At 65.0% G+C, this 17,872-nt stretch carries 35 protein-coding genes and 1 pseudogene; 4 read left to right on the forward strand and 32 right to left on the reverse strand.

All coding sequences use genetic code 11. The features are described from left to right. Window positions 1-737 (forward strand): annotated as a pseudogene (locus EYW40_RS20100) (hypothetical protein); the annotation flags it as partial. After that, window positions 734-1,042 (forward strand): hypothetical protein, encoded by a 309-nt coding sequence (locus EYW40_RS17790; protein ID WP_135822971.1) that lies wholly within the window; start codon window positions 734-736, stop codon window positions 1,040-1,042. The pseudogene EYW40_RS20100 and the gene EYW40_RS17790, both read left to right, overlap by 4 nt. 191 nt (window positions 1,043-1,233) lie before the next feature. Here the strand turns inward: EYW40_RS17790 and EYW40_RS17795 are convergent, their stop codons facing one another. The 25 genes from EYW40_RS17795 to EYW40_RS17905 all read right to left on the reverse strand — a co-directional run bounded on the left by EYW40_RS17795 (window position 1,234) and on the right by EYW40_RS17905 (window position 11,801). Next, on the reverse strand, window positions 1,234-2,442 hold the full coding sequence (locus EYW40_RS17795) for a tyrosine-type recombinase/integrase (protein WP_135822972.1): 1,209 nt from the start codon (window positions 2,440-2,442) through the stop codon (window positions 1,234-1,236). A 232-nt stretch (window positions 2,443-2,674) separates the two neighbouring features. Continuing rightward, the gene (locus tag EYW40_RS17800; RefSeq protein WP_135822973.1) at window positions 2,675-2,929 is read right to left on the reverse strand and encodes a hypothetical protein; all 255 of its coding nucleotides are present in this window, start codon (window positions 2,927-2,929) and stop codon (window positions 2,675-2,677) included. After that, window positions 2,926-3,333 carry a hypothetical protein gene (locus tag EYW40_RS17805; RefSeq protein ID WP_135822974.1) on the reverse strand — a complete coding sequence of 136 codons (408 nt, stop codon included), beginning with the start codon at window positions 3,331-3,333 and terminating at the stop codon, window positions 2,926-2,928. Before EYW40_RS17805 ends, EYW40_RS17800 begins: the two co-directional genes overlap by 4 nt. Beyond that, a complete protein-coding gene (locus EYW40_RS17810) occupies window positions 3,330-3,617 on the reverse strand; it encodes a hypothetical protein (protein WP_135822975.1) in 288 nt (95 codons plus the stop codon). Before EYW40_RS17810 ends, EYW40_RS17805 begins: the two co-directional genes overlap by 4 nt. Next, the gene (locus EYW40_RS19680; RefSeq protein ID WP_161973233.1) at window positions 3,610-3,759 is read right to left on the reverse strand and encodes a hypothetical protein; all 150 of its coding nucleotides are present in this window, start codon (window positions 3,757-3,759) and stop codon (window positions 3,610-3,612) included. Before EYW40_RS19680 ends, EYW40_RS17810 begins: the two co-directional genes overlap by 8 nt. Then, on the reverse strand, window positions 3,756-3,962 hold the full coding sequence (locus EYW40_RS17815; RefSeq protein ID WP_135822976.1) for a hypothetical protein: 207 nt from the start codon (window positions 3,960-3,962) through the stop codon (window positions 3,756-3,758). Before EYW40_RS17815 ends, EYW40_RS19680 begins: the two co-directional genes overlap by 4 nt. After that, window positions 3,959-4,372, reverse strand: a complete 414-nt coding sequence (locus EYW40_RS17820) for a hypothetical protein (protein ID WP_135822977.1) — start codon at window positions 4,370-4,372, stop codon at window positions 3,959-3,961. The genes EYW40_RS17815 and EYW40_RS17820 overlap by 4 nt, the downstream gene beginning before the upstream one ends. Beyond that, window positions 4,369-4,704, reverse strand: coding sequence for a hypothetical protein (locus EYW40_RS17825; protein ID WP_135822978.1), 336 nt, complete (start codon window positions 4,702-4,704; stop codon window positions 4,369-4,371). The genes EYW40_RS17820 and EYW40_RS17825 overlap by 4 nt, the downstream gene beginning before the upstream one ends. Then, window positions 4,694-4,966 carry a hypothetical protein gene (locus tag EYW40_RS17830; protein WP_135822979.1) on the reverse strand — a complete coding sequence of 91 codons (273 nt, stop codon included), beginning with the start codon at window positions 4,964-4,966 and terminating at the stop codon, window positions 4,694-4,696. The genes EYW40_RS17825 and EYW40_RS17830 overlap by 11 nt, the downstream gene beginning before the upstream one ends. Then, the gene (locus EYW40_RS17835) at window positions 4,963-5,331 is read right to left on the reverse strand and encodes a hypothetical protein (RefSeq protein WP_135822980.1); all 369 of its coding nucleotides are present in this window, start codon (window positions 5,329-5,331) and stop codon (window positions 4,963-4,965) included. The genes EYW40_RS17830 and EYW40_RS17835 overlap by 4 nt, the downstream gene beginning before the upstream one ends. Further along, window positions 5,331-5,621, reverse strand: a complete 291-nt coding sequence (locus tag EYW40_RS17840; protein ID WP_135822981.1) for a hypothetical protein — start codon at window positions 5,619-5,621, stop codon at window positions 5,331-5,333. Before EYW40_RS17840 ends, EYW40_RS17835 begins: the two co-directional genes overlap by 1 nt. Continuing rightward, window positions 5,611-6,105: a hypothetical protein gene (locus EYW40_RS17845; RefSeq protein WP_135822982.1), complete on the reverse strand. Its 495-nt coding sequence runs from the start codon at window positions 6,103-6,105 to the stop codon at window positions 5,611-5,613. Before EYW40_RS17845 ends, EYW40_RS17840 begins: the two co-directional genes overlap by 11 nt. Continuing rightward, window positions 6,105-7,013 carry a hypothetical protein gene (locus EYW40_RS17850; protein WP_135822983.1) on the reverse strand — a complete coding sequence of 303 codons (909 nt, stop codon included), beginning with the start codon at window positions 7,011-7,013 and terminating at the stop codon, window positions 6,105-6,107. The genes EYW40_RS17845 and EYW40_RS17850 overlap by 1 nt, the downstream gene beginning before the upstream one ends. Then, window positions 7,014-7,358 (reverse strand): hypothetical protein, encoded by a 345-nt coding sequence (locus EYW40_RS17855; RefSeq protein WP_135822984.1) that lies wholly within the window; start codon window positions 7,356-7,358, stop codon window positions 7,014-7,016. It lies immediately after the preceding gene. Beyond that, window positions 7,358-7,789, reverse strand: coding sequence for a hypothetical protein (locus EYW40_RS17860; RefSeq protein WP_135822985.1), 432 nt, complete (start codon window positions 7,787-7,789; stop codon window positions 7,358-7,360). Before EYW40_RS17860 ends, EYW40_RS17855 begins: the two co-directional genes overlap by 1 nt. Beyond that, the gene (locus EYW40_RS19685; RefSeq protein WP_161973234.1) at window positions 7,789-7,932 is read right to left on the reverse strand and encodes a hypothetical protein; all 144 of its coding nucleotides are present in this window, start codon (window positions 7,930-7,932) and stop codon (window positions 7,789-7,791) included. Before EYW40_RS19685 ends, EYW40_RS17860 begins: the two co-directional genes overlap by 1 nt. After that, complete coding sequence (locus EYW40_RS17865; RefSeq protein ID WP_135822986.1) at window positions 7,929-8,288, reverse strand: hypothetical protein; 360 nt, start codon at window positions 8,286-8,288, stop codon at window positions 7,929-7,931. Before EYW40_RS17865 ends, EYW40_RS19685 begins: the two co-directional genes overlap by 4 nt. Further along, window positions 8,278-9,072, reverse strand: coding sequence for a hypothetical protein (locus tag EYW40_RS17870; protein ID WP_135822987.1), 795 nt, complete (start codon window positions 9,070-9,072; stop codon window positions 8,278-8,280). The genes EYW40_RS17865 and EYW40_RS17870 overlap by 11 nt, the downstream gene beginning before the upstream one ends. Then, window positions 9,072-9,260: a hypothetical protein gene (locus EYW40_RS17875; RefSeq protein ID WP_135822988.1), complete on the reverse strand. Its 189-nt coding sequence runs from the start codon at window positions 9,258-9,260 to the stop codon at window positions 9,072-9,074. The genes EYW40_RS17870 and EYW40_RS17875 overlap by 1 nt, the downstream gene beginning before the upstream one ends. After that, window positions 9,257-9,745, reverse strand: a complete 489-nt coding sequence (locus EYW40_RS17880) for a helix-hairpin-helix domain-containing protein (RefSeq protein WP_135822989.1) — start codon at window positions 9,743-9,745, stop codon at window positions 9,257-9,259. Before EYW40_RS17880 ends, EYW40_RS17875 begins: the two co-directional genes overlap by 4 nt. Then, window positions 9,742-10,071: a hypothetical protein gene (locus tag EYW40_RS17885; protein ID WP_135822990.1), complete on the reverse strand. Its 330-nt coding sequence runs from the start codon at window positions 10,069-10,071 to the stop codon at window positions 9,742-9,744. Before EYW40_RS17885 ends, EYW40_RS17880 begins: the two co-directional genes overlap by 4 nt. Window positions 10,072-10,073: 2 nt before the next feature. Further along, window positions 10,074-10,475 carry a hypothetical protein gene (locus EYW40_RS17890; RefSeq protein WP_135822991.1) on the reverse strand — a complete coding sequence of 134 codons (402 nt, stop codon included), beginning with the start codon at window positions 10,473-10,475 and terminating at the stop codon, window positions 10,074-10,076. Further along, window positions 10,472-10,717 carry a hypothetical protein gene (locus EYW40_RS17895; RefSeq protein ID WP_135822992.1) on the reverse strand — a complete coding sequence of 82 codons (246 nt, stop codon included), beginning with the start codon at window positions 10,715-10,717 and terminating at the stop codon, window positions 10,472-10,474. The genes EYW40_RS17890 and EYW40_RS17895 overlap by 4 nt, the downstream gene beginning before the upstream one ends. Continuing rightward, window positions 10,714-11,544: a beta clamp domain-containing protein gene (locus EYW40_RS17900; RefSeq protein WP_135822993.1), complete on the reverse strand. Its 831-nt coding sequence runs from the start codon at window positions 11,542-11,544 to the stop codon at window positions 10,714-10,716. The genes EYW40_RS17895 and EYW40_RS17900 overlap by 4 nt, the downstream gene beginning before the upstream one ends. Next, entirely contained in the window at window positions 11,541-11,801 is a 261-nt protein-coding gene (locus tag EYW40_RS17905) for a hypothetical protein (protein ID WP_135822994.1), read from the reverse strand. The genes EYW40_RS17900 and EYW40_RS17905 overlap by 4 nt, the downstream gene beginning before the upstream one ends. 143 nt (window positions 11,802-11,944) lie before the next feature. Here EYW40_RS17905 and EYW40_RS17910 point away from each other — a divergent pair, with 143 nt between their 5' ends. After that, entirely contained in the window at window positions 11,945-12,253 is a 309-nt protein-coding gene (locus EYW40_RS17910) for a hypothetical protein (RefSeq protein WP_135822995.1), read from the forward strand. Continuing rightward, window positions 12,250-12,600 carry an ASCH domain-containing protein gene (locus EYW40_RS17915; RefSeq protein WP_135822996.1) on the forward strand — a complete coding sequence of 117 codons (351 nt, stop codon included), beginning with the start codon at window positions 12,250-12,252 and terminating at the stop codon, window positions 12,598-12,600. The genes EYW40_RS17910 and EYW40_RS17915 overlap by 4 nt, the downstream gene beginning before the upstream one ends. A gap of 42 nt (window positions 12,601-12,642) precedes the next feature. Here EYW40_RS17915 and EYW40_RS17920 read toward each other — a convergent pair whose 3' ends face one another. Genes EYW40_RS17920 through EYW40_RS17950 form a run of 7 tightly spaced genes read right to left on the reverse strand, consistent with a single transcriptional unit; the run spans window position 12,643 to window position 17,871 of the window. Continuing rightward, window positions 12,643-13,842, reverse strand: a complete 1,200-nt coding sequence (locus EYW40_RS17920; protein WP_161973235.1) for a minichromosome maintenance protein MCM — start codon at window positions 13,840-13,842, stop codon at window positions 12,643-12,645. 56 nt (window positions 13,843-13,898) lie between these two features. Continuing rightward, the gene (locus EYW40_RS17925) at window positions 13,899-14,564 is read right to left on the reverse strand and encodes a hypothetical protein (protein WP_135822998.1); all 666 of its coding nucleotides are present in this window, start codon (window positions 14,562-14,564) and stop codon (window positions 13,899-13,901) included. After that, entirely contained in the window at window positions 14,561-15,298 is a 738-nt protein-coding gene (locus EYW40_RS17930) for a hypothetical protein (protein WP_135822999.1), read from the reverse strand. The genes EYW40_RS17925 and EYW40_RS17930 overlap by 4 nt, the downstream gene beginning before the upstream one ends. Continuing rightward, window positions 15,295-15,978 carry a hypothetical protein gene (locus EYW40_RS17935; RefSeq protein ID WP_202614601.1) on the reverse strand — a complete coding sequence of 228 codons (684 nt, stop codon included), beginning with the start codon at window positions 15,976-15,978 and terminating at the stop codon, window positions 15,295-15,297. Before EYW40_RS17935 ends, EYW40_RS17930 begins: the two co-directional genes overlap by 4 nt. Continuing rightward, window positions 15,978-16,376, reverse strand: a complete 399-nt coding sequence (locus tag EYW40_RS17940) for a hypothetical protein (protein WP_135823000.1) — start codon at window positions 16,374-16,376, stop codon at window positions 15,978-15,980. The genes EYW40_RS17935 and EYW40_RS17940 overlap by 1 nt, the downstream gene beginning before the upstream one ends. Further along, window positions 16,373-17,260, reverse strand: a complete 888-nt coding sequence (locus tag EYW40_RS17945; RefSeq protein WP_135823001.1) for a DUF6884 domain-containing protein — start codon at window positions 17,258-17,260, stop codon at window positions 16,373-16,375. The genes EYW40_RS17940 and EYW40_RS17945 overlap by 4 nt, the downstream gene beginning before the upstream one ends. Continuing rightward, window positions 17,257-17,871 carry a zinc finger domain-containing protein gene (locus EYW40_RS17950; protein WP_202614602.1) on the reverse strand — a complete coding sequence of 205 codons (615 nt, stop codon included), beginning with the start codon at window positions 17,869-17,871 and terminating at the stop codon, window positions 17,257-17,259. The genes EYW40_RS17945 and EYW40_RS17950 overlap by 4 nt, the downstream gene beginning before the upstream one ends. Window position 17,872 lies beyond the last annotated feature (1 nt).

Genomic DNA, 17,872 nt, shown 5'->3' on the forward strand with positions numbered 1-17,872 from the left:
TCGAAGCGGCCGGGAAACCCGCGGTGATCCTCTACCTATCAGACTTCGACGTGAACGGCCACGCGATGCCGGCTTCGATGGCAGGGAAGCTGGCGTGGCTCAAGCAACGCGGCGACCTCGACCAGCGCGTGCTCGTCGAGCGACTGGCCGTCACGCCCGAGCAGATCGAGGAACTTGACCTTCCGCGCAAGCCCATCGAGGAGAGCGAGGCGACGGGGACCGGCGGCGTCGCGTACAATCGCCGCGTCACCGAGTGGGAAGAGGAACACGGCGCGGGGGCCACGGAGTTGAACGCCCTCGAACAGTACCCCGACGAGTACCGCCGGATCGTCGCGGAGGCCCTACGGCGCTACTCGGACCCGGAGATCCCGACGAAGAACCGCGAGGCCGCCGCCGACTGGAAGCTGGAGGTCGAGGACCGCGTTCACGAAGAACTGCTGGCCGACGGCGTCGACGACGATCTTGACGAACTCCGGCAGTGGGTCGACGACTTCAACGAGGCGTACGCGGCGGTCGCGGACGTGTTCGAGCGCCTGCGCGACCTGAAGGGCGACGATTCGGAGCTGGGCGAGTGGGAGGCCCGCGTCGAGGACGTGGTCGGGGACGTCGAGTACCCCGTGGCGAGCGTCCCCGAGGGCGACGCGGCGCTGCCCGACGATCCGATCTACGACAGCGAGCGTGGCTACGTCGCGAACAAAGCGCGGATCGACCGATATCGGGCGGGAGGAGACGGATGACAGAGGACGAACCGACGTTCAACCGAGCCCACGCGTGGGCGTTTCGGGCCCTGCTGCTCACCGTAGCCGCCCTGCCGTCGATCCCGTACGGCTGGATCTGGCACGAGACAGTCGCCCCCGTATTCGTCGTGCTGGCCCTGCTGGCGGTGTGGATGGTGCTCACGGTCGTTGCCGAACGGCTGGAGGGCCGGAGTGTGAGACGGCAGGGACAGGTGATGCTGGCCGAGCAGGCCGGTGTCCCGCTCGACCAGGACCAGCGAAACGAGTGGAACGACCCGTACGACGCTGAGGAGCGTGATCGGTGACGAAAGAAGTTCAGACAGACCTACGTCGCGACCCGGCACGCTATCCGGTACCACTGTCTCGTGGTGGCCGCGATCGCGTACCCGATCCCGTGCAGGAGTACCGTAGCGACAGCGAGTTCGACGAGCCCAGCGGGGGACACGGGCAGTTGCATCTGTAGCGATAATCTAACGCGTTTCAGTTAAAAACTCGGTCACTCGTCGCCGAACACCTGACTCCCGATCTCGGACAGCTCACTCGCTTCGATGTGGCTGTACATCTTGCTTGTCGTCGCCGGGTCGGCGTGCCGAAGGGCTCGCTGCGCCGCCGAATGATCGGCCTCCCGGAAGTACATCTCACCGGCCCCACGCCGGCCGCCGTGCAGCGTCAGGTAGTCCTTCGAGTCCTCGCTGGTGTCGACGCCCGCGGCATCGCTCAGCCGCTTGAACAGCCGCCTGCCGCCGGAGGTAGACAGCGCCGGCGGCCGGCTGTCGAACTCCCGGATCGCTTCGAGCGGGTCGTCGAACGGTTCCAGCCACTCCTCCACGTCGGCCTCGTCGTGGCCGCGGTCGCGGAGGTCCTCGCGGACCGCACCCCACAGTGAGGGCCGGTGGAACGTCGGGAACAGCGGCCAGTCGTCGCTCGCGGGGTCGAGCACGTCGTGCCACCGCCGCAGCGCGGGGAGCGGCTTGTCGGTCAGCGGAGCCTGCTCGTCGTCCTGGCTCTTGCCGAACACGTCGATCGTCCGGTTCTCCAGATCGAGGTCAGCCCACGTCGCGCCGTTGCGGCCGTCGCGATCGTCGTCACTGCGGGACAGGACCTCCGCCCCACGGACGCCGGCGTAGCCGATGAGGTACGCGAGCGCGCGGTCACGAACGGGGGCGAGAGCGTCGCTTCCTTCCTCGTCGATGGCTTCGTGCGCCCGCTCGTCGACGTACTGCAGGAGCGTCTGTCGCTGCGCGGGACTCCAGAACTGCTGGTCGGCCGACGAGCGCGACGGCCGGTCGGGCATCTCGTCGATTACGGTCGCCGAGTCGGCGGGGTTGTCCTCGAGGTCGCGCCATGCGACACACCACGCCAGATACGACCGGACGGCGTTGAAGTATGTCCACGCGGTCCCGCGGGTGATTCCGCCGTCGGCGTCTCCGTCGTTCGCCTTCACGCGCCGGGCAAGGTACTTCGGGTAGCGGGCGAGCGTGCGTTCGTCGATGCCCTCCAGGTACTCCGTTCCAGTATGCTCGTGCATCCAGTCGATCCACGTCGGGAGGATGCGTTCGAGCTGGGCGGCGTACGCGCCGGAGCGGTCGCCGCTCTCAGGGTCGACCGTCTTCGCCTTGTAGTCGAGGAAGTCGTCTAGTGGGTCAGCGAGTGGTGTGTTCCCGGCGCTGACCCCGGGAGTAGCGTCGTTCTGGCTGGGGTCCATCGTGTCAGTGTACCCTACAGCGTCGACCCACTAGAATGTACTGTTGTTTTTCAGGCTAAACGTGAGTGGGTGCAGACACGGCGTTTCCGGTAGAGAATCGCAAGACGGCTGTACGATAGTCTTGTTGAGCGGTGGTTCTAAACCACATATGACTATACAAAACTGTGGTCTCTATCGCTAGTCACGAACTCCGGCGCAACAAGCGTCTGACGCCCGCTCCCACCGCCCGAGCTTAGAACGTGAGAAGAACGCCGATGCCGATGCCGACGAGAACACCGATCGCCACGCCGATGAACACGCCATCCGCGGCTGTAAGCGGCGGCGACTCGTCCCAGCGTCCGCACTGCGTGCAGCGCTGTCCTGATCCCATGAACGCGTCGTCGACGTAGTCGTGGCCGTGGAGGCGGCAGTACAGCGGGGCAAACGGGCCGTACGGAAGCGACGGCGTGACGTGATCGGTGTCTGATTCGCTGTTCTCACCGGTCATAATTCCCTCCGAAGCAACGCCAGCGACCCCAATACCGGCTGCCAGAGGATTCGAACAACGTTCCCAGCGGCGAGGGCCGCCCTCGTCCTCATGGACAGCGAACCCGAATCGCGGTTCCGATAGTAGTCGTGGACTTCCTCGACGGCCTCGCCAGTCCCGAAGTAGTAGTCCAGATCGTTCGCGAACTCGTGGCGGAGGAGTCCGGTGAACGTCTTTGCGGCGTCCGTCGCGTGCCCTCGCTCGTGCTGGAGAATGAGATCGTGGGCTTTCGGATACTCTTTCAACTCCTCGTCGAGGACGATGACGTTGTACCGGTAATCGTAGTGGTTCTCAGCGCCGGGGAGGTAGTAGACCTCCGGGTCAGCGTCCTGCTCGCGGGTCGTCGTGCAGTTGCGTTCCATCATGCGTTTTCTTCACGCCAGGAATGTTCGATTACGCTCTCGTCGTAGGTCACGTACTCACAGACTGCACAGACGGCGACCGAGGCCGCGTCGGGCGTGGCGATCCAGTTTCGCGATCCACAGCTATCGCAGGGTTCGCCCATCGTCCCGTGGTCATACAGATCGCGGTGCTTCGCACAGAGCGGGCGGCCGTTCCGAGTCGCCGCAGGGTTCGTCTGGCACGCCGAGACGCCGCAGGACTCGCCTGCGACGGCTCCCGACAGCGCTGTGATCAGGTCGTCAGCCATCGTCCTCGAACCCGTAGCCTTCTCGGAGATCACTTTCAGCACAGCCAAGCCGGTTCGCCGCCTCCATCCGGCAGTAGGATTCGTCGCCGCCGTCGACTTCGATCCACTCACCTGTCGTAGCGTCGTGGAACACGCGGGTCATGCCGTCTCACCGTCCTCCCGTTCGATCCGCAGTTCGCCCGTGACGCGAACCGTCTCGGGGAGCGTTCCGGCGCTGTCCGGTTCGCCGACGACCTCGACTGCCGCGTCGCCGACATCCACCATCCCGATGTTCGACAGGTCGATCGAGTCGGCGACGGTCGTGTCGATTTCGACCGTGACGGTGTCGGGGTTCTCGTCGGTCATCGGTCGGCCCCCGGTTCGCCGGCCTCCTTGTAGTCGACCTCATACTGCCGCCCGTGGAACTGCCGCGTCCACGCCGGACAGTCGGTACACTTCCAGACGGTCACCATCTTCCCCTCGGAGACGGTCATCCCGCCGCGGACCCACTGGTGGTTGTCACACTGCCAGCCGTCAGACTGAGGGATGAGGACGCTTCGGTTCGACTCCTTGTAGCCGCCATCCCACGTGCCGGCAAACTCTGAGAGCGTCTGCCGGTACTGATGCGACGCGTAGTCCCCGGAAAGCGACCACTCCAGATCGTGCAGGAGTTGAGCGATCCCCTCCAGCAGTTCCGCCTCGTCCTCGTCGAGCCGCGCGCGCCGCTTGACCTCGCGGACATCCTGGAACAGGTAGTCGAGACTGCCGCCGCTCATGCCGAATCGGCCTCCGTAACCAGCAGTTTCTCCAGCCCCTCGCGGTCGTCGTAGTCCTCCGGCAGCGCGTCGGCCGACACGAGGTCGTACATCAGCGACGCCAGTTCCGAGACGACCATCTCGCGCCGCTCGGGGTCGTCCTGTTCGAGGTGCCGGACGTACACGTCGTGGCGGATCTTCGCCCACTGTTCGCCGTCGAGGTGGCTGATGTCGCGGGCTTCGTCCCACGTGTGCTCGCAGGCGGTGCGTTCGGCGTCGCAGTCGGCCTTGACGTACTCGCGGCAGGGCACGCAGATGAGCAGGCCCGGCCAGTCAGTGTCGCTACTCGACATCGATCTCCACCTCGTCGCGCTTCGCCGCCGGCGGCAGGCGGTCCTTCGCATCCAGGCGCTCGACCACGTCGTCTGGGAGGCCACCCGCGGCCGGGTCCATGACCGTCGTCACCTGCCGGTTCGCCAGCACCGAGACGATGAAGATGTCCGCCTCACACTCCGCACAGCGGATCACGCCGACGTCCCGGTCGGTGTCGAAGCGGAACTTCTGCCGGCGGTCGCCACAGTCCGGACACTCCGGACAGACGAGCGGCCCGCTCATGCGAAGTCCTCCAGGCTCGTCGGCTTTGGCCTCGGTTCGGTGTCGATCCGGTCTTTCGAGACGGTGCCGATCGGGTAGTCGTCGTTGGCGTAGCCGTGGAGTTGGTCGACGACCGTCTCGAACGGGCCGTACGCGTCGGGAACGGGGACGCGTTCCTGACACTTCCAGGTGTAGTCGAAGGCCCAGAACGCTAGGTCGCCGTCCTCGACGGTGACGTACATCGGATTCGGGTTCGAGTCGATCCGGACGGCCTTCGTGTCTGGGTTCTCCCACAGCAGTTTCAGCGCGCGTTCTGCCGTGTGGTTGCACTCCGTCTCGGTCGGTCGCAGGTTCGTACGGTCGATCTCCGTGTCTTGATCGTGCATTAGGTCTCGCCTCCGTTGCCGTCGGTCGCCGTGTCGACTGAGCGAAGTTGATCCGCCAGCCCTCGTTTGAGCCTGACCTGCGTTTCGTCGTAGCCGTCGCCATAGCAGAGGGAAATCCCCTGATGGTATCTCCCCGCGTCCGTGGTCGTCTCCAGCGATTCCAGCACGTCATCGTAGTCCTCGCTCGGGACCACGATCATCCAGTCGTCGGGACTGTCAACCCACTCAGCGAACTCTCGTATCCGCTCTGCAATCTGCTCAGTCCCGCCCGTAGACGGCTCACTCGACACGCCGGATCACCTCCCGCGGCCGCAGTTTCTCGCAGGTGTTCGCCTTCGAGTCGAGGTCGTAGGCCAGCGCCTTGCTGTCGTACTCCCGCTCCCACGGCGGGATTACGACGCGGTACTCGTGCCCGTCGACGGCTTCGACAGTAATGCCGGGACCGAGGCGGTCGGGGTCGATCCCCAGATCGATCACCTCGAACTCGGCTTCGCCGTGCTCGACGAACTCGGTTTCCGAGTCACCATAGACGCGCTTGGTCGCGACGACGGGACTCCAGCCCTCGCGCGGGTCGTACTCGGCCGTCAGGTCCCACAGCGGGGCGCGGTGCCCGTCCTCGGCGACGGTGACCGCGTGGGTCGTGATCGCGCCTGTGCTGTGTTTTCGGATGTCGTCGACCGTGCCGACGAACCGGTCCGCGTCGGCGGGCGTGACCCGGACCGTGTCGTCCGTCGCGAGTGGTTCGAGGTCGGGGTGGGTTGGTTCGTCCGCCATCACGCATCACCCTCGTTTTGCTGCGCGTTCGGCTCGATAGTCTGTAGCTCGTCGAGAAGGTCCTGCATCTCGGTGACCTTCTGCGAGATGTCTTGGAATCGGCGCTCGACGTTGTCCTCGAAGTGTTCCAGTTCGTTGTCGAGACTGTTGAACTGGCCGCCCTCCAGCGCCTGCACGAACTGCTTGGCCTTGTTCAGCCGTTCAATCCGATCGTCGCTGATCGGGTGGACGTACCCCAGTAGCCCAGCGTCCCGGAGTTTGTCGACCGTCTCGGCCTTGTCGTGCAGGTCCTCAGCCTCACGGTCGAGCCGACGGTCGGTCAGTTCCTCCTCCGCCTCCTCGTAGCCGCGCCGGCGGGCTTCCCGGAGGTCCTGTTTCGTATAGTTGGACTCCCCGCCGACGGTTTTCTGGATAAACCGCCCCCAGAACGCCTTGTCGGGCTCGCCCTGCTGGTGCTCGGTCAGCTCCGAGTCGACTTGCTTCCAAATCTGCTCGCTGTTCGGTTTGAGTTCGAACAGTCCCCAGCCCTCAGGTAGCTCCGACTCCTCGACGACGCCGGACCAGGCGACGACGTACCACTCGTCGCAGGCCGTGACGAAGTAGTCCGCCTTCGCACCCTCGTTTTTCTCCGAGAGCCAGTCGGAGCGACTGGCCTTGAACTCGAAGCCGACGACCTTGAAGTTCCGCGACGGGAACGTGTTGACCGCGATTGCGTCGGCCCGGCGGCCGTTCGGGCTGGCCAGTTCGAACGCCAGCGACCACTCCGGTGGGTCGAAGCGGCGTTTGATGGACAGCTTGATCTTGCTGGTTTTCTCCGCGTCGGTCAGGTTCTCCGGGGGTTTGTTCATCAACTCGCGCCACTCGTCCTGTTCTGTGTCGGTGAGTGTCTCCTGCTGTGCGTCGCTCATTCAGGCATCGCCTCCGTTGCCGTCCCGTTCCGCCGGATGGATCGGCCCGAGTGTCTTCCAGATGTCCCTCTGCAGGTACGCCGCGTCCGTCCAGTACTCGTGTTCGCCGCCCCGATACGCCCGCACCACCTCGTAGTGTTCGGCGCAGCCGTCGGCGTCCTCAAGCAGGGGAACGATGTCATCGCCGAGTTCGTCAAGCAGCACGAACCCGACGCGGGTGGGATCCTTTTCGACGGCGATCTCCGTGACGACGGCCCACTGCCAGCCGTCGTACTCCAGCACCGTGCCTCGCGTGACGCCGTCGAGATGCGGGTGGTCGAACTGCAGGGTTTCGCCGCCGGCCATCACTCGTCACCTCCAGCGAACGCGTCGAGCGACTGGTTCTGTGCCTCACGCATCGCCTGCTGGAGTTCGGCGACCGACTCTACGCCCTCGCGGTCGTCGTAGAACGTCAGCAGCCACACGGTCGCCTCACGGAGTTCCGAGCGGTCCGCCCCCGTTTCGACGCTGTGGACCTCCGTGCCGTCGATCGTGAACACGAAGGTGTCCTTCGGGCCGGGCGTGCGCTTGGACGTACGCGTGAGTGCCGTGCCATCCTGGTGTTCCCATTTGGTGTGGAACTTCCCGTGGTCGGCGATGTCCCAGCCGCCGGGGACGGGGTAGCGCAGGTTGGCCTTCGACCACGTCTCGACGTCTTCCCACTCCTCGTGCATCGGCGGGTCGGGGATCGACGGCGGTTCGTCCGGGACGCCGCTGTAGTCGGTGTCGTCCGACATCACTCGCCACCTCCGCCGGCACCCCGACAGCCGGGGCACCACTGTTCCTCGTTGCCGTCTACCTCAACGCGGGTGAGGTTCACGTCGTTCGTGATTTCGATCCCACAGCCGTCGCAGTTGTCGGGTTCGTTCTCGGACATCATTGCCACCGCTCGGGCGTGTCCGCGCTCCGGATAACTGTCGCACTATGCACGTCCATCCGCCAGCGTTCGAGCCGCAGCGACGCGTCGATACACTTCGTACACGGCCGCAGGTTGAACTTCATCACCGCTTCCTCGGCGTCGGCCGCCTCGACCGCCGACCACAGCGACCCCTCGGGGAGCCGCTGGCCGCATTTGGGGTGGTACTCGTAGTCGTACTCGTCGCCGTCGCAGGCGGCCCGCTCGTGGACCGTCCCCGCCGGCGACGAGACGAACCGGCAGTCCGCGGCCTCGTGGACGGTGTCGCCGTTCGGGAGCGTTCGGGTCCGGCGCTCCGGGCGGTCGGTGTCACTCGGCACCGTGATCACCCCCTTCGACGCCGGGGTAGGTCGGCACCCGCAGCGCGACGTTGTGACTCCCGCGGTCGTCAGTCGACGGGAACACGTACCGATACACGCCCGCATCGGTGTCGCTCCCGACACTGCTGAACTCCGCGGCCTCGCCCCACGCGTCGTACACGCCCCACGACCGCGGGCCGTTGCTCGTCGGCGCGACCTCGATCGTCGTCTCACCGTCGGGCGTGTGGAACCGAAACACGTGCTTGCCGACGAGTTCGCCGAGCTGCATCTCGACGCAGTCCTCGTACCCCAGGTCGAACTTGTCACCGTGGTACGCGACGTTGACCGGGTGACCGCGGACGACCATCTCCGTGTCCTCGCTCACCCAGTGGTGGTAGTCCTCGTCGCCGACGTACTCGCGTGGCCCCCAGTCGTCGTGTTCCAGACGGCCGCCATCGGGGAGTGTTTCTGCATCTACGTCGTCGGCGTCGAGCACCTGCGGCGCGGCGAGCCCAGTCTGTAACTCCGAGAAGTTCGTCTCGTCGAGGCAGTCGCCGTGGACGGCGAACGCGTGGTCCTCACGCATCACGCGAGCGAGTTCGTAGTCCGCACCGCCGTCGCCGACACGTTCGAGTGCGTCGGCGATCGCCTCGGCGGCGTCCGCCACCGACAAGCCGTACTCCTCCCCCACGTCGTCGGGCATCTCGGCTTCTTGGATGACGAGGCGGTCACCGGACTCCATGTCGATCGGCTTCCCGCAGATGTCACAGCGGCCGGCGTTCTGCGTGATGGAGTGGTCCTGCATCACTGCCCCTCCCGCTGTTGGTCGAGTTCGTTCGTGAGCGCCGTCTCCAGTGCCTCGGTGTTCTCGACGGCGTCGAGCAGGCGGTCGTGCTGGTCGCCGCCCAGCGCCGCCGCGGAGACCTCGTTGAGCGCCGCCAGCGCGTCGCGGACCTTCGACTGGGCGCGCTCGGTAACGTCGGCGTCGGTCATGCTGTGGCCTCCGTCGGTTCGTAGTGTTCGGCCCGGAACGCGTCGATCGCCTCGCCTTCCAGCAGCGGGACCCACGCACAAGTCTCGCACTTGTAGGGGCGGTTCTTGAACTTCGCCGGGTTGCCGACGAGTGGGTTCGTCGCCTCACAGCGCGGACAGACGAACGCCCAGTAGAACTTCCCGTCATCCAGCGCCGACTCGTCGAGACCGTGGTCGGTCGTGAACGTCAGGCAGATCCCCTCGTCGTTCTGCAGGCGCTCGCGGTAGGCGTCGTGGTGTTCGTCTTGGAACCACTGCATGAGGCGCGTCCGCGTCTGATCGCCGACGCCGTCGACGGTGCTAAGGTCGGCCCCCTCGCGGAGCGCGTCGACGAGGCTGTCCACCGACGGATAGGCCACTTCGACGGCGCTGGCCTCGCGGTCCCGCAGGCCGAGCGTGTCTGTGAGCGTGTCGTGCCAGTCGTCGGTAGTAGTCTGCGCCGTCATGCTTCAGCCTCCCGGGGCTCCGTGATCTCCATCTGAACGAACTCCTCGACAGTCAGTCCACCCTTGAGCGCGGTGAGCACCTCATTCTGGAGTTCGGGTTTAACACCGGCTGTCCTAACGTCGAATCCCAGCGATGCATCGCCCGAACCGAAGGGACTCTCGCAATGGATTCTTGTGATCGCGCCTTTGTCAACAACGTCGACGACCGTCTGTTCGGTCGTCTTCTCGTCGCCGTTGACTCTCAGCGTCGCTTCGATCTGGTCCCCTTCGGAAAGTTCCAGCAGCGCCGCAGCAATCTCGGTTGGGTCGTTGTATGTTTCAACCATGGTCAGCCCACCTTCGAGTAGCCGACCTGTTCGGTTTGCTCGCTGTCGACGGGGTAGCCGGTCTTGCGCTTGACCATCTCCTCCGCTTCAGCGGCGGTTTCGGCCGTCCGTTCGTACCGCTCGTAGCGCTCCCCGGACGGCGTGTCCGGATCGGGTTTCACGACGGTGACCCCCCAGTCGGCCATGAGATCAACGCCCTCCTCGAACGCGGCATCGTCGAGAACACCGAACACCTCTCCGGCCGTGTCGTAGATGTCGCGCCAGGACTCGCCCTCGTCGCGGAGGTCCCGGACGATCTCGCTGAATGGGTTGTCGTCGGGGAGGCCGCCCTGCTCCGCGACGACTTTCGTGGCGCGTTCGGTCCCGTCGCGTGACTCGTCGAACTGCGGTTCGGGGCGGCTCATGCTTCACCCCCGTCGGTATCGGCGGATTCAGACGCGCCGTCGGCGGACACGGACAGTTGTGCTTCCCAGATACGGCCCGCCGTCAGCGGGCCGATCTTGTCGGCGCGTTGCAGCTCGTCAATCTCAGAGATCGGAACTTCGTCGGCGCTGCCGAACTCCGCGATGAGTGCCTCCAGCCGCGTCTCGCCGAGTTTCTCGACAGGTGTGCCGATCCGCTCTTTGAGGCGTTCTGTCTCGTTCATACTTCGACCTCGCCGTTCCGCTCGGCTCGCTTCTGCTGGATCGTGTCCTCCAGTCCGTTAGGGCGGTACGGGGCGAGTACGAACCGCAGTCCGTCGCCGGTTTCGACGGCCATCGGGTACGCGTCAGAGAGCCGCAGCGTCACGTCGCCGCCCGGCGGCAACGCGGTAGCCATGTCTCGCAGGTACGACGCGGCGTACCGCGAGAGCGCCTGCCCCTCGATCGTCACGTCGTCGCTGATCGGCCACAACCCCCGGCCGCCCTTCGGCGGATCCGGGCAGAACGAGACAACCCGGGAGCCGATACTGATCCGAATCGGGTGCCCGCCAGCCACGTCGGCGACACCGACGCCCGCCTTGAACTGCCTGACTGGGACGGTCGCGGTCGCGGCCTCGCCTCGGATCGGGAGTTCGGGACGGGCAGGGGTCACGTCGAGGGTATCCAGCGCGACCATCCGGTGCCAGTCGATGGAGTTCGAACACGAGAACGACAGCGGCGAGTTCTCGTCGGGCTCGCGGTCGAGGCGGACCGTCACCGACTCGGTCGGCGCACCGGTGAAGGTTGCGGCCCGGTACAGCGATCCGGTCTCGACGCCGACGGTACACGCCTCGAAGTCGGTCGTGTACTCGGCGTCGATCGTCGTCTCGACGCTCGCCACGTCGTTGTCGCCGGCCGTATTGATGTAGAGGCCGTCCTCGGTGAACTGCAGTCGGCACCGCTCGACGATGCTCTTGACCGCCGCGAGCTTGCGGCGGAGTTCGGCCTGATCGACTTTGGCTTCGAGGTGGTGCTGGGTCAGCCCGTCAACCTCCGGGTATTCGCCCGTCATGATTCGGCCTCCATCGCTTCGCGCCCCAGCTCCCGGCACTCGATTGTCGTGTCGTCACAGATGGGCTTCGCTTCCAGATGTTCCTCGATGGTATCGTCGAAAATCTGGAACGTCTCTATCTCGTCGCCACACCCCACGCAGATGTGCGTCACCTCGGCGGTGGGGGCGTCATTCTCCTCGATTACCACACCACCATTCAGGAACTCACTTCGGTGTGTCTCGCCGTCTGTCGTCTCGGCAGTAGTGGTTTCTGCCATACGCGATCATACTATATCCGCTTACAAATAGTTTCTGCCTGTATAAGCACAGACTAAGACCACATAGAGATAGAACAGGCAGAACCTATTTCCCACGGGATAGAATAAAGTCCTATATGGCCAGCCAGAGACACCGCGGAACAATGGACCGTGGGCTGCTGACGGAGAGCCAGCGTGAATTTCTCCGCGGGGAGAAAGACGACGTCGACGAGCAGACCTATCGCTACAACGTGCGGTCGGACTTCCGCCAGCGGATGGACCGATTAGAAGAGGATCTGGAACTGTTGGAACAGGCGGGCGAGGACGACCTGATCGACGAATTCAACGACCGGTTCGGTGCGAGTGAGTTCGAGCAGCAACTCGACCGGCTGGAAGAACAGTTCGAACAGCGGCTCGCAGGGTTTGAACAGGAACTCAACCGGCTCCGGGACGAGCAGGGGGACGACGAATGAGCCTGCTGTTCAAGCCCCGCCACATCGAGGCGATCCGGGAGGGGGTCAAGACCGCAACGCGACGAGACTGGGCCGACGGCTACCACCGGCCGTCTGAGGGCGATATCCGAATGGCGGTCACGGAGATGTTCACCAGCGACGAGGAGTGTGACTGCTACATCCGTGTCACCGACGTGTACCAGGAGCCGCTCGGCGAGATGGATCACGAGGACGCCCAGAAGGAAGGCGGCTACGACATGGCCGACTTCCGCGAAGCGTGGGAGCGGATCAACGGTGAGTGGGACCCGGAGCTCGTCGTCGACGTGGTCGAGTTCGAGTACGTCGGGCGAGAGCGGCCGAACTCATAGAACGGGATCCACCTGAAGTAAGGAATGGGGAATGATCTTCCTCTATGTTACTCGCAAATAGTCTGTCTGCGGTTCATAAGCTTCGCCTTGGTGTTTCAGATGAGTAACCAACTCCTCGATTTTAGAATAGTCTCCCAGTCCGATTTCGACACCACGGTCTAAGACTAAATCGATGGGGGCTCCCTCGTCATACTCTGATTCTAGTTCGCTGATAACACGCTTTAGTTTGTCAAGTTCTTCTCGTTTTTCTTTATCTTCATGCGCTGCCGTGTCTACAACATCTGCGTCAAACCTCCCAGTTTCAAAGTCAACTCCAAGCGACAGAAGAATGTCCTTGAGCAACTGCCGCGATCTCACTGCATCTGACTCGGTGGTTCTTTCAGCGAGTCGAAGTCGGGCGTGAGCAACGGTAAATCGGATCAAGGTATCTGTGAGACGGCCCGTCCCAGGGTAATACTCGAGTTCTTTCTCAGCTACCACTTTCTTATATTCAGTTAGAAAATCAGAAATCTCGTCCCGGGATTCGTCGGTGAGCACAGGCGTATACGACTGTGCGAGTTCAAGGTACTGCTGGGCTAATTCCAGTGGAAGCTCATCTTCGTCTGTGTCCACCTGATTGCTCTCCTGTTGACGGTTCGTGATAGCAAGATCAACACTATGGAGAACAGACGGGGATAGATCGATCTGTTTGGAAATACTCTCGTACTGGTCAAAATCGCCATATTTGGGATTTTGAGCCAGCAAAACTGAACCTGAAGTAGAGACTGTTTCACGATAGTTCGCCTTCGCAAATGAATAGCGGCCAGTATCGAGGATCTGTTGAAACGACTCTTGAGTCTTTGAGCCAAGAGAATCGAACTGCTCGATGATGGTGAAGTCTGTCTCACTGTCTAAAAGAGGGCCAGGTGTGAGATCTCCCCCCGATACGCTTCCAATAGCACCTGCCTTGGTAGTGTTCGTCCCATTTAGGTGATGAACAGAGCCCGGGGCCAATTCTGAAACCCGGGTCAAATATCGAGACAGGTTTGCACCTGCATCAGAGACGATCGCTAAGTGGATATCCCCAGATATTCCTTCACCGAAATCAACCTCAAAATCGTGGGAACCAGCTAGCTGGAGAACTACACAACGGGAGACATCTGCATCTATGTCTTGCTGGTCAAGCGTCGCCGAGAGCCGATCGTACATATCGTGTGTTGTGGCCAGTTTTTGGAGTTCTTCGTCATCTCCACTCTGAGACATACCGTTCTCAAACATCTGGGATGAATTAATAGTGCCGCTCGGTGTCCTCGTGTAGATCATACCCACAACGACAGTCCGGACTGCTGCCCAATGCTGTCGTCGACGGGACACAGAAACCGCCACTTCGCACGCTCTCGAATCGCTTTCTCCGGTCGGTTCCCCGCCTGCGAGGGCGTCGTTTTCCCCGCCCGCTCCCAGCCTTTGTCCCGGAGCGCCCGAATCATCGCGCCGTCGTAGTCTGCGCGGACGAACGTCAGCAGCAGCGCCACACCGCGCCGGCGGGCGTGGTCGCGGACGAACCGCTCTTGCGAGGCGGCCAGCGCCGCCGACGCGAGGTTGGGCATCCGGACGCCGAGGCAGATCCGCGCGGCCTCGACGATCTCGTCGCCGGCGTACTCCCGGCCGTCGTATTCGAGCGCGCGAATCAGCGGGAACCGATACGTAATCGCACCGACGAGCTGGTCCTGAAAGAGCAGGCCATGGTGCGCGAGGTTGACCGTGGGGACGTCGGGCATATACGAGTGATGTGCGGCGTAGATGTCGCCGGCGACGTGCTGGGGGATCGGCTCGACCGTGACGTGGTCGGCGAACGCGCTCCCGAGCGGCACCGTCACGGGTGGGCGCTCGCGGTCGCGATGGATCGGGCAGTCGCAGTCCGGCCCGAGGTCGTCCTGATGGAACCGGTCCGTCGCTGGGGAGTCGGCGCTGACGGTCCTGGTCATGCTGACCCGCCCGCGAACGTCCCGAGCGTTTCCTGCCGGGCAAGTTCGTCGGCGCGCCGGCGTTCGTAGGCGGCCTTCGCGTCGGGTTCGATGTCGATCGCCAGCACGTCCGCTCGGTCGCCGTGGTCTAGCTCGGCGGCGATCGCCGTCGGCGCGGTCCCGGCACACGGCACGAGGACGCGGTCGCCGGGAACGGTCGTGGCGGCCAGCCACGCCCGATACGGTCCGAGCGGCTTGGCGGTCCCCCAGCCGTACTGCTCCCGTTGCCGCGGGGCGGGCTGGTGTGTCGGGACTTGCACCGGACAGGCCCCGGGCGAGGCCAGGACGACCGGGTAGCCACCGCTGGCGAGGTACTGCCCGGGCGTCGAGCGGTCGGGCGTCCCGTCGCTTGCGAGCGCCGTCACCGACCCGGTGGCGTACTGGTCGGGGCCGAGCCGGTCGGCAAGATACTCGACGAGGCGGGGGAGAAGCCATGAATCCGCGTCGACGACGAGCGTCCCGCCGGGTTCGCACACGCGCAGGCACTCGGCGAGGACCTGCCGGACGGTGAGGTCGGGATCGCCGTCGACGTGATCGGCGTCGGCGCTGAATGGGTGGGTGGGGTACTCGACACCGAACGCGTTGCCTCGCTTCGGCCGCGCCCATGCGTCGTCGAGATGGATGAACGCGGCGCTGTCGGCGGGCTCGCCGGCCAGTACGTCACGGACATCCCCGATGCGGTACGTGACGCTCATCCCGACCACTCCGTGACGGTCGCCTGCGCGCTCTCCGGATCGCCAGGCTCGGGATCGGGCGAGCCGGTCTCGTCGGTCGCTTCCTCCAGCCGGTCGAGGTAATGCCAGTACTGGTTCTGGAACACCGTCGTCGTGTCGCAGCTATCGAACCCCGTCTCGTAGGCCCACACGAGGCCGTCCGCACCGCTCGGGTTCCCCACGTGTGTCCGCAGCTCTCGCTCGCGAGCCTCGGCGACGATCTGCTCGCCGTGCGCCCGGAGCCACCGCTTGGATCCGCCGACGAACACGCCCTGACAGCCCTCGATCGCCTCGAACTGGGTCCGGATCGGAAGGCCGGGCTGGATGACCCAGTAGCGCATGAGTTCGCCAGCGCCGAGCGGGAGCGGCCGGTCGTACAGCCACTCCCGATGCAGGTCGATCGTCGCCCGGGCGTCACCGGGGACATCGGGGAGGACGACGAAGTCCGGCGCGGTTGGCATCTCCGTCAGGGCCTCCTCTAGCGTGGCGATCCACAGCTCCCCGTCGAACCGATCGGAGAACGCGCCGTTGTCGAGGAAGTACGGGCCATCGTGGGGCGTCATCTTCTGGGGCGTCCACCCGTAGCCGTGCGTGTGCGACGGCGCGTGTTCACGGGCTTTCCGGAGGTTGTCGGGAGACGCGCCGGTGTAGTACAGCCGCATCACTCCCCACCTCCGGCGAACGCGTCGAGGCCGAACTGCGTGCCTGCCGCGGCGGGATCGTCGTCGACGTCCGGCCGCCGGCGCTCGGCATCGGCCTCGCGGATCCCACTCGATTTGAGCGCCAGCCGCTCACAGACGCGCTCCAGAAACCGGCCGGGGTCGGGCGCGTCGGCGTCAAGCGGTTCGAGCCGGTCCTGTTCTCGGATCGGGTCGTACAGACGGCCCGCCACCAGTGCGGTCGCGTATCCGAGGTCCCGCGGCGGCAGGACGACAAAGCGCGGGGTATGGGCCTCCGGGCAGGCCCAGTAGGGTGTCTCACCGGGGGCCTCGCCGTAGGTCTCCACGGTGGCCCCACAGTGGGGGCACCGGCCGGGCTCGCGCTCCGGTTCGACGTTCATCGCTCACCACCGTCCGTCACGACCTCGACGGCGTCGCTCATCCAGCCGATCTGCTCGAACAGCCCGCCCTGCGCTTGCTCGACCTCCTGAAACGGGAACGACACCGCCAACGCGCCAGGGATCCGAAGTGCGTCGAACACGCCGCGGGCCGCCAGCGGGTCGCGGTAGTCCGTGCCGAGCAGGATCTCCAGGTCCACGTCCCGCGGGTCGATCCCGCCGGCGGCCTCGTGGAGCCACGCGGCGAGCTGTTCGTGTACGTCAAGCGCCCACCGGTCGAGTAACGTCGTCACGGCGTCGCCGTTCGGGAGCCGCTGGTCCGAGTCGATCGGGATGCCCCGCAGGTCGTCGGGCGTCTTCTCGTAGTAGTCGATCGGCGTCCCGGGGTGGAGGACGGCGTGTTCCGCGGAGATGATCCGCCCGTCGTCGGCACACGTCTCGTAGTAGCGGCGCTTGTTGACCCAGTACGCGCCCTTGTACCGATCCTTCGCCGGCATCGGGTCGTCGTCCTCGAACTTCGACCCAGAACAGCCGACGGCCGCCAGTCGGAGCGGGTCGCGGTCGCGGTAGTCGGCGATCGCGTCGCGGACGCGCTTGCAGTAGCCCATCCCCCAGCCGACGCCGCCGATGTCGGCCCGGCCCCGGTCGATGTTGTCGACGGCGTCACGGACGGCGACGAGGTCGTCGCAGGCCGTCGCGAGGCGGGCGGGCATCAGGTCAGGGACCCACACGTCGCCGAGAATGTCCATGAGCAGGCGGTACAGGTCCCGGTCCGCCGCGGGGACCGTCGTCACGTCCCGGACGCCATGCACCCAGTGACTCGACACCGCGAGGTCGCCGCTCGGGAGACCGTGCTCGCGAGGGCGCGGGACGTGCGTGGCCGTCACGCCGACCACCCCGTGAGCGCTACCTGTTCACCGGGCGTCGCGTCGGCGGTGTCGTCAGCTTCCTCTTGCTGGGGGGTGAGCACGCCGTCATCAACGGCCGCCTCGATGCGGGCGCTGTGGGAGGACCGCACGCGGTGGCCGCTTGGGCGCTGGCACTTGCGGCCGGAGTTTGCGTTGCACTTCGGACAGACGACCCCACGGGCGGCCTCGTCGCGCTCGTCGTGGTTCCCATCTATCGGCTCCGGTTCGGCCTCGTCTGCCAGTTCGCGGGCGCGCTCCCGGATCTGCTGACGTTGCTGGGCGTACGTTCCGGTGCCGTGTTCGCGGGGCGTGTGCGGATTGAGTGCGTACCAGCCGTCAGCGGCCGCATCGAGGCGAAGCCACTCCGCCGGCGTCGGGTCGTTCGCGCCGATCATGACGAGGTGGTCCCGCGTCGGGTGGGGCTGACTGTTCGCCTCGGTGAGCGGTTCGCCGCCACAGACACAGGCGACGACGAACTCCCCGCCGTCCCAGAACATGATCCGAACCTCGTCGCCGGGGGGCGCGTGCTGGCCACCGAGCGGGCAGTCATACGTCACGATCGCCTCGTCGGTTGGTTCCGCACTCTGCATA

Origin of the sequence: Halostella litorea (assembly GCF_004785955.1) — an archaeon.
GTDB classification, from domain to species: Archaea; Halobacteriota; Halobacteria; order Halobacteriales; family Natronoarchaeaceae; genus Halostella; species Halostella litorea.

Bases quoted from the DNA above. Each gene is read 5' to 3' on its own strand.
- EYW40_RS17935 (WP_202614601.1), bottom strand. From the start codon at position 15,978: ATGCGGCTGTACTACACCGGCGCGTCTCCCGACAACCTCCGGAAAGCC.
- EYW40_RS17910 (WP_135822995.1), top strand. From the start codon at position 11,945: ATGGACCGTGGGCTGCTGACGGAGAGCCAGCGTGAATTTCTCCGCGGG.
- EYW40_RS17950 (WP_202614602.1), bottom strand. From the start codon at position 17,871: ATGCAGAGTGCGGAACCAACCGACGAGGCGATCGTGACGTATGACTGC.
- EYW40_RS19685 (WP_161973234.1), bottom strand. From the start codon at position 7,932: ATGATGTCCGAGAACGAACCCGACAACTGCGACGGCTGTGGGATCGAA.
- EYW40_RS17805 (WP_135822974.1), bottom strand. From the start codon at position 3,333: ATGATGGAACGCAACTGCACGACGACCCGCGAGCAGGACGCTGACCCG.
- EYW40_RS19680 (WP_161973233.1), bottom strand. From the start codon at position 3,759: ATGACCCGCGTGTTCCACGACGCTACGACAGGTGAGTGGATCGAAGTC.
- EYW40_RS17850 (WP_135822983.1), bottom strand. From the start codon at position 7,013: ATGAGCGACGCACAGCAGGAGACACTCACCGACACAGAACAGGACGAG.
- EYW40_RS17815 (WP_135822976.1), bottom strand. From the start codon at position 3,962: ATGACCGACGAGAACCCCGACACCGTCACGGTCGAAATCGACACGACC.
- EYW40_RS17855 (WP_135822984.1), bottom strand. From the start codon at position 7,358: ATGGCCGGCGGCGAAACCCTGCAGTTCGACCACCCGCATCTCGACGGC.
- EYW40_RS17900 (WP_135822993.1), bottom strand. From the start codon at position 11,544: ATGACGGGCGAATACCCGGAGGTTGACGGGCTGACCCAGCACCACCTC.
- EYW40_RS17875 (WP_135822988.1), bottom strand. From the start codon at position 9,260: ATGACCGACGCCGACGTTACCGAGCGCGCCCAGTCGAAGGTCCGCGAC.
- EYW40_RS17940 (WP_135823000.1), bottom strand. From the start codon at position 16,376: ATGAACGTCGAACCGGAGCGCGAGCCCGGCCGGTGCCCCCACTGTGGG.
- EYW40_RS17920 (WP_161973235.1), bottom strand. From the start codon at position 13,842: ATGTCTCAGAGTGGAGATGACGAAGAACTCCAAAAACTGGCCACAACA.
- EYW40_RS17790 (WP_135822971.1), top strand. From the start codon at position 734: ATGACAGAGGACGAACCGACGTTCAACCGAGCCCACGCGTGGGCGTTT.
- EYW40_RS17890 (WP_135822991.1), bottom strand. From the start codon at position 10,475: ATGAGCCGCCCCGAACCGCAGTTCGACGAGTCACGCGACGGGACCGAA.
- EYW40_RS17800 (WP_135822973.1), bottom strand. From the start codon at position 2,929: ATGACCGGTGAGAACAGCGAATCAGACACCGATCACGTCACGCCGTCG.
- EYW40_RS17925 (WP_135822998.1), bottom strand. From the start codon at position 14,564: ATGACCAGGACCGTCAGCGCCGACTCCCCAGCGACGGACCGGTTCCAT.
- EYW40_RS17860 (WP_135822985.1), bottom strand. From the start codon at position 7,789: ATGTCGGACGACACCGACTACAGCGGCGTCCCGGACGAACCGCCGTCG.
- EYW40_RS17835 (WP_135822980.1), bottom strand. From the start codon at position 5,331: ATGCACGATCAAGACACGGAGATCGACCGTACGAACCTGCGACCGACC.
- EYW40_RS17820 (WP_135822977.1), bottom strand. From the start codon at position 4,372: ATGAGCGGCGGCAGTCTCGACTACCTGTTCCAGGATGTCCGCGAGGTC.
- EYW40_RS17830 (WP_135822979.1), bottom strand. From the start codon at position 4,966: ATGAGCGGGCCGCTCGTCTGTCCGGAGTGTCCGGACTGTGGCGACCGC.
- EYW40_RS17795 (WP_135822972.1), bottom strand. From the start codon at position 2,442: ATGGACCCCAGCCAGAACGACGCTACTCCCGGGGTCAGCGCCGGGAAC.
- EYW40_RS17810 (WP_135822975.1), bottom strand. From the start codon at position 3,617: ATGGCTGACGACCTGATCACAGCGCTGTCGGGAGCCGTCGCAGGCGAG.
- EYW40_RS17905 (WP_135822994.1), bottom strand. From the start codon at position 11,801: ATGGCAGAAACCACTACTGCCGAGACGACAGACGGCGAGACACACCGA.
- EYW40_RS17915 (WP_135822996.1), top strand. From the start codon at position 12,250: ATGAGCCTGCTGTTCAAGCCCCGCCACATCGAGGCGATCCGGGAGGGG.
- EYW40_RS17845 (WP_135822982.1), bottom strand. From the start codon at position 6,105: ATGGCGGACGAACCAACCCACCCCGACCTCGAACCACTCGCGACGGAC.
- EYW40_RS17930 (WP_135822999.1), bottom strand. From the start codon at position 15,298: ATGAGCGTCACGTACCGCATCGGGGATGTCCGTGACGTACTGGCCGGC.
- EYW40_RS17870 (WP_135822987.1), bottom strand. From the start codon at position 9,072: ATGCAGGACCACTCCATCACGCAGAACGCCGGCCGCTGTGACATCTGC.
- EYW40_RS17880 (WP_135822989.1), bottom strand. From the start codon at position 9,745: ATGACGGCGCAGACTACTACCGACGACTGGCACGACACGCTCACAGAC.
- EYW40_RS17825 (WP_135822978.1), bottom strand. From the start codon at position 4,704: ATGTCGAGTAGCGACACTGACTGGCCGGGCCTGCTCATCTGCGTGCCC.
- EYW40_RS17885 (WP_135822990.1), bottom strand. From the start codon at position 10,071: ATGGTTGAAACATACAACGACCCAACCGAGATTGCTGCGGCGCTGCTG.
- EYW40_RS17895 (WP_135822992.1), bottom strand. From the start codon at position 10,717: ATGAACGAGACAGAACGCCTCAAAGAGCGGATCGGCACACCTGTCGAG.